5 protein-coding genes are annotated in these 6983 nt (G+C 38.7%); 3 read left to right on the top strand and 2 right to left on the bottom strand.

All coding sequences use genetic code 11. The features are described from left to right. Positions 1 to 274: 274 nt before the first annotated feature. The gene (locus tag ABMA76_RS15205; protein ID WP_392911201.1) at positions 275 to 868 is read right to left on the bottom strand and encodes an RDD family protein; all 594 of its coding nucleotides are present in this window, start codon (positions 866 to 868) and stop codon (positions 275 to 277) included. Between the two features lie 71 nt (positions 869 to 939). Further along, entirely contained in the window at positions 940 to 3633 is a 2694-nt protein-coding gene (gene mutS, locus ABMA76_RS15200; RefSeq protein ID WP_392911203.1) for a DNA mismatch repair protein MutS, read from the bottom strand. Between the two features lie 115 nt (positions 3634 to 3748). On the opposite strand from mutS, the gene ABMA76_RS15195 reads away from it, so the two are divergent. From ABMA76_RS15195 to rpoN, 3 genes are read left to right on the top strand one after another with little or no spacing between them, the layout of a single operon-like run. Beyond that, positions 3749 to 4735 (top strand): LptA/OstA family protein, encoded by a 987-nt coding sequence (locus ABMA76_RS15195; protein WP_392911205.1) that lies wholly within the window; start codon positions 3749 to 3751, stop codon positions 4733 to 4735. Positions 4736 to 4742: 7 nt separating this feature from the next. After that, positions 4743 to 5477, top strand: a complete 735-nt coding sequence (lptB, locus tag ABMA76_RS15190; RefSeq protein WP_392911207.1) for an LPS export ABC transporter ATP-binding protein — start codon at positions 4743 to 4745, stop codon at positions 5475 to 5477. 51 nt (positions 5478 to 5528) lie between these two features. Beyond that, on the top strand, positions 5529 to 6980 hold the full coding sequence (gene rpoN, locus ABMA76_RS15185) for an RNA polymerase factor sigma-54 (RefSeq protein ID WP_392911209.1): 1452 nt from the start codon (positions 5529 to 5531) through the stop codon (positions 6978 to 6980). Positions 6981 to 6983: the final 3 nt, after the last annotated feature.

Below are 6983 nucleotides of genomic sequence, written 5' to 3'. Positions count from 1 at the left end.
TTTGGCAATTATTTATTAGAACAAGGGTGTTCATTTATCAAATTACCGGAGTTGCACTGGAAAATTGACCTCAGCCGGGTACCAATCGAGAATTCAAATACATAGAAGAGAAAATCGTATCTAATTTGCACTTTTTCATGAAAATTTTAATGAATTAGCTTCAAAGAGTCGCTTTATGGAGTGATTCTCTTAAAAATCAGTGAATTTTAACAAAAATAGTTAATTAAGTACTGGAATTCTCGATTGGTACCCGCGCCCCTAACTGCTCGCGCCCCTAACTGAATAGGCTGATTTGTTCGACTTCTTCGAGAGGTTCAGCTTCAGCTTGGATTTCAGCAAGTGCATAAGCGAACTCTTCAGTGCTGATTACATGAGTTTGTGAGATGAAATCTTGAACACCTTTTTGATCGTGTCTTAAGAAATTGATCACAAGTGGCAAGAAGAAAAGAAGGTTAGCGAAAACATAACCAATTGAACGGCCAAAGCAATCAAGAGCGCTAAGTGGTTCAGTTACAGCGTGTGACCTCACAACTTTTAGCTTGAAGAATGCCTTTCCTAAAGTCTGTCCATTTCCTAAGTAGTAAGAAAAGAAGAAATAGCTAAAGAACATGATGGCAAGTGATAGCTGAGTCGTTTGACTTTGAAAGGCCATCGATGAAACTTTTGGTGAAGTTGAAATATTTGAAATGAAATTATTTACAAATGATAGCCAAATAAAAGTTAGGGCCTTATTTGCGAATACAACAATGTAGATATCTAGGATGAAAGCATAGAATCTCTTTCTAAGACGGTCTTGTCGAACCTTCTTAGCTGCTTTGCTTTTTTTATAGTAGTCGTAAATTTCAGATAGCTTATTATTCGTGCTCATACAGTATTTATCGGCATGAACAGGGGAGATTAAAAAAAAGGCGCTTAAGAAAGCGCCCTTGGAAATTATTTCTAGTTTAAAGTAATTTGATCAACTAATTCATTTAGCTTATTTAAGGCCTGAATCGGAGTTAAGTTGTTGATATCAACTTTTGATAAGTGATCTTCAACTTGTTTTAAGTACTCAGGTATTTCTGCAGGTGTTTGCACACTGAAGAAGTCTAATTGTTCGCTATGGTCACTATCAAGTAACGCTTGAGATACGCTTGATTCTTTTTCCATGCTTTTAAGAATTGATTGTGAACGTTTAAGAACAGTTGGAGGTAGCCCTGCAAGTTTGGCAACGTAAATACCAAATGATTGTGAAGCGGCTTGCTCAACAAGGCGATATAGGAATTTTACATTTCCTCTGTGGTTCTGTGTTTCTACTGTCAGGTTCTTTGCCTGAGGATAGCGATCCGCTAAATCAATTAACTCATGGTAGTGAGTGGCAAAGAGACAAAGTGCTTTTGTGTTTTCAATAAAGTGCTCAACCAGTGCCCATGCGATTGAGAGGCCATCATAAGTTGAAGTTCCACGACCAACTTCATCAAGAATGATAAGAGATTTATCGGTAGCATGTCTTAAGATCTCAGCTGTTTCGGCCATCTCAACCATGAAAGTCGATTGACCCTTTAAGATATCATCACTTGCACCAAGACGACTAAATAGGAAGTCACAAATACTGACTCTGGCATTTTCAGCAGGTACGTATGAGCCAATTTGAGTAAGAAGTTGAATGATGGCAATTTCACGCATAACTGTTGTCTTACCGGCCATGTTGGGACCCGTGATCAGACCAAAGTATGTTTCGTCATTAAGCTTTAGATCGTGTGGAATAAACTGATCCTTAATGGCCGCTTTAATTAGCGGGTGCCATGCACCTCGAATATCCATGTCACGAGACTTATCTGAAATTGTTGGTCTTGAGAATTCTTCGTTACGAGCAATCCAAGCTAGGGATTGAAGAGTATCTGTTGCCGATAAGATATTTGCTAGTGTTTGAATGGCCAGGCTAAGGTTTGTAATTTGCTTAATAAGACCTTTAAAGATTTCTCTTTCAAGTTTTTCAAGCTTTTCACGAGCAACGACAACTTCTTTTTCAAATTGAGTTAGCTCTTCAGTAGCATACCTTTCAGAGTTTACTAGAGTTTGCCTGCGAATAAAGTTTTCTGGAACCTTATCAGTATGAGTTTTTGAAACTTCAATAAAGTAGCCAGCGACGTTATTCGATTTGATACGAAGCTTTTGAATCCCTGTTTCCTCTCGGTAGCGATTCTCAAGTTCGACTAGGGCCTGGGCCGTATTTTGTGACATCTTTGCAAGATGATCACGAGTTTCGTTTGCACCTTCTTTGATTAAATTTCCTTTATCAAGGTTGGCACCAATTTCGTCATTGATAGTCTTTTTTATTTCATCACGTAGAGAGAATAGCTTTTTCTTTGCGTCTTCTTCTAGGTCTGTAAAAACATCTGTCGGAAGTTTATGAAGTGAGTTTATTAACTCTTCAAAAACATCAACGGCACTTGCAATATTAAGAAGGTCTCCAGCATTGGCGCGATTTGTTGCGGCCTTTGCTAAGATTCTTTCAAGGTCTCGAACATTATTAAGTGCTTCACGAGTGTCTTGTAAAAGATCATCATTCTTTAAAAAGAACTCAATTGTATCGAGACGATTTTTAATTTCTTTCTTATCTGTTAATGGACTTGTGAAAACTGTTTTAAGTTTTCTTGATCCCATTGAAGTTTTTGTCTTGTCCATGAATCCAAGAAGTGAGTCCTTGTATGTTTCACGTGACTTTGGAAGAATCTCAAGTCCTGTAAGAGTTGGGATTGTTACTTTCATAGCACCTGTGCGATCTGAAAGACTGAAGGCGTGAAGGTGAGTGAACTCTTCGTGGTTTTGTGTTGAACAAATATAATAAGAAAGCGCACCAATTGGACTAAGAACTGTTTCATTCTCTTTTAATAGTTGATCACGTTTATATGTTGGAATTAGTTTCTCAAGATAAACACTTGAATACTTTTCATCAAAATACTCTTTAGAAAGGTGAGTAACCAGTGTTCCATTGTGCTCATTAAGAGTTGTCACACTTTCGTATTTGTCCCACTGGCCTAAGTAAGTAATGAACTCTTTAGGGTGAAGAACACGAATCTTTTCAATAAAGTCTTCGAAGCTATCTAGGATAAAACCTTTGAAAAACCCTGTTGTGAAATCAATGGCAACGATTTCAAAACGGCCATTTACTTCATTACACGCGATAATGAATTGGTCTTCTTTTGAGTCGGTCTTATCAAGATCGTATGGCATCCCCGGAGAGACAACTTGAGTTACCGCTCTTTTAACAATACCTTTTGCTTCTTTTGGATTTTCAACTTGTTCGCAAATTGCAACCTTCAGGCCCTCGCTAGAGAAGCGATCAATATAAGTCGCGGCCGCGTGATGAGGAATTCCTGCCATTGGAATTTTGTGTTCACCAAGCTTTCCTCTGTGAGTGAGAGCAATATTTAAAATCTTTGAAGCGTTAATGGCATCTTCAAAGAAAACTTCGTAAAAGTCGCCCATGCGAAACATCAGCATGTGGTGACGATACTGAACTTTTATCTCGTGATATTGGGTCATCATTGGTGTAAGCTTAACGCCTTCGGCAACGATTTTTTCAATCTCTAAAGTCATGTTATTGATTCCCTTAAGTGTTGTGTATTCTTGAGCGATTAACTCTACCAAATGCGCCACCAATGGAAAAGACTTCAATACTTACAATTGGCATGACGCACTTATTTGTCGTAAAATAGAAGGACGTAAATAGCTGATTATTTACATAAACTGAAGGAAGCTCTTTTTGCTAAGCGTTGGACAACGTCTGTCAATTTGGTTATTTCTCATTGGCATCGTCTCATCTACATTTTTTGGTCTCTTTACTCGTTACGAAGAAGATGAATTCGACCAGTCGATGACAGATCTTTTGAACCAAGATATCTACTCGTATTTTAAGAATGTGAAATACTTTAAAATGACAGACAAAGATGCGCGCTACCATTTGGAGGCCGCAGAGGTTTCACAAAACTTAACAACAGACGTGCTTATCCTTACAGAACCAAATGGTGTTCTTATCAATGACCACCAAGCAGATCCAATGTACTACGATGCTTATACTGGTGTTTTAAATGCAAAAGAAAAGTACCTTTCTCTAAGAGGGAAGGTCGTTCTTAGAAATCGTAATATGAGTATCAAGTCTGAGAGCATGAATTATTCTGATAACTCTCAAATCGTAAATTTTCGCGGCAAGGCCCAGTCAATTTCAAAAGACTTTGATTCTGCTTATGAAGTTGCAGTTAATGCAGATGAGCTAAGCTATAACCTTGTGTCTGAGATTGGTACTTACGATGGAAATGTTGAGGGAAGGGTGCAGAGAGTGAGGGCCTATGAGGACTCAGTGAAGTTTTTTGCAGACTCAATTGTTGTTGATAAGAGCAATCGCAATGCCAACATGAGTGGAAATGTAAAATTTCAGAAATCTCAACTACATGCAAGTGCCCGAAATGGCGAAATCTATCTAGATAACTACAATAAAAAACTCAAGTATTATGCACTTTATGACGATGTGGTCATTGAGGAAACTGTTTCTCCTAAGGGGCAAGTTCCTTTTAAAAGAAAGGCTTTCAGTGAGAGGCTTGAAGGGTATATGGCAGAGGATAAAATCGTTCTGCTTGGCCTTCCAAGAGTTTATCAAAAGAAAGACGTTTTAAAAGGAAACACAATTGTTCTTAGGCGTGACATCGAGGCCATAGAAGTTGATGATGCTAATACGAACTTTAAAATAAGGTAATAGCAGCATGGTTGAAGAAATCGCACAATTATCAGCTCATGGTTTAAAGAAAGTCTACGGCGGCAGAGAAGTCGTTAAAGGCGTAAGCATCGATGTTAAGCAAGGAGAAGTTGTAGGACTACTCGGCCCAAACGGTGCTGGTAAGACAACATCGTTTTATATGATGGTAGGGTTGGTTAAGGCAGATGAAGGAAAGATTGATTTATCTGGCGAAGACTTAACTGAAGAGCCAATTCATATTAGGGCATTAAAGGGTGTCGGCTATCTTCCGCAAGAGGCCAGCATCTTTAGAGATTTAACGGTTGAGGCCAATATCTTTTCGGTTCTAGAAAACCGAGACTTACCAAGGGCCAAGAAGAAGACACTTCTTGATAACTTGATAGCAGATTTTGGACTTGGACATATTAGAAAATCTCTTGGTTCAGCTCTTTCCGGTGGTGAAAGAAGAAGAGTTGAGATTGCACGAACACTGGCCCTAGAGCCTAAGTTTGTTCTTCTCGATGAGCCTTTTGCTGGAGTTGACCCATTAGCAGTTAATGACATTCAAAATGTTATTAACAGCCTAAAGAGAAGGAATATCGGTGTACTGATCACCGACCACAACGTAAGGGAAACATTAGGAGTAGTTGATCGAGCGTTTATTATGAGTAGTGGAGAATTACTTGTAAGTGGGACACCGGATGAAATTGTAAACAATGAAAGAGCAAGGAAGTTCTATCTTGGTGAAGAATTTAGAATGTAGCTAGACCTAAGCAAATAAGCTGGTCTGGTTACTAAGAAATAAGGAACCAATATGGCCACAAAACTTTCGCAGAATCTCAGTCAAACTCAACAGCTCGTGATGACGCCGCAGCTTCAGCAGGCGATTAAACTACTGACATTAAGCCATTTAGAAATGACAGATGTTATCGCTAAGGAGATGGTGGAAAACCCAATGCTGGAAGAGTTTTCACCAGGTGAAAGTGATTACAAACTCGATAAATTAGAAAGTCAAACAAAAGAAGCCAAGGCCGATGATTTTAAAGAAGAGGCCATGATGAGTAGTGGCGACGATATGGATTGGCAAAAGTATGTTGATAGTTATAACTCGACTACTTATGAGCCAAATATGGCCGCTCCATCTCTGAGTCCTGATGATATGCCTAATTACGAAAATATGGTTTCCAAGGGAGAGTCCCTTGCGGAACATCTCGAGTGGCAGCTTCGTATGGAAGCTTTCAGTGATATTGAAATTGATTTTGCCATTGAGATCATTGGAAATATTAATGATGATGGTTATCTTTCATGTCCATTTGATGAACTAATCGAAAAAACAAAATTAGAGCGTGAGCACTGTCTTGATATTTTAGAAGTTGTTCAACGCCTCGATCCTGTTGGATGTGGTGCTCAAGACCTTGTTGACTGTCTTTTAGCGCAAGCAAGAATTGCAGAAGAGCGTTCACCGCTGTTAGAAAAGCTAATTCGTTTCCATTTAACGAACCTAAAGAATAGAGACTTTAAAAAGATCATTGCCGATACGGGTGTGTCTGAAGAGCAGATCATTGAAACAGCAAAACTACTTCATAATTTTCATCCAAAGCCAGGTCGCCTAGTTGGTGGTGGAGATACTCACTATGTAACTCCTGATGTTTTTGTTGTTGAAGTTGGAGGAGAGTTCGTTGTTCAGGTTAATGACGACGGTGTACCAAGATTAAGAATTTCTAAAATGTATCAGGATATGCTTAATCAAGCAGAATCCCTGAAAAATAAAGAAGCTAAAGAATTCGTAGAAGAAAAACTTAAGTCGGCTTTATGGCTAATAAAGTCTATAAATAAGAGACAGCGAACAATTGATCTTGTGGCAAAATCAATTGTGAAAAAGCAGCAGCAATTTTTTAAGAAGGGACCGAAATTTTTAAAGCCGATGGTTCTTAAAGATGTTGCTAATGAGCTGGGAGTTCACGAGTCCACAGTTTCTCGTGCTACTTCAAATAAGTATATGCACACGCCAATTGGCCTGTTTGAATTAAAGTATTTTTTCAATGCAGGAATTGGTGGAGACAAAGGTGGAATCGACGTTGCAGGTGAAGTTCTTAAACTAAAAATTAAAGAACTTATCGACAATGAAAATGAGAAGAAGCCTTTATCGGATCAGAAGATTGCCGACCTTTTGAGCCAAGAAGATGTGAAGGTTGCGAGACGTACAGTCGCTAAGTATAGAGAAATGCTTGGGATTTTGTCGTCATCAAAAAGAAAAGTAAAATAGCTC

Source organism: Halobacteriovorax sp. ZH5_bin.2, assembly GCF_043196375.1.
Lineage (GTDB): Bacteria > Bdellovibrionota > Bacteriovoracia > Bacteriovoracales > Bacteriovoracaceae > Halobacteriovorax_A.
The sequence above is the reverse complement of the archived record's forward strand: the minus strand, read 5'-3'. Positions and strand labels throughout refer to the sequence as shown.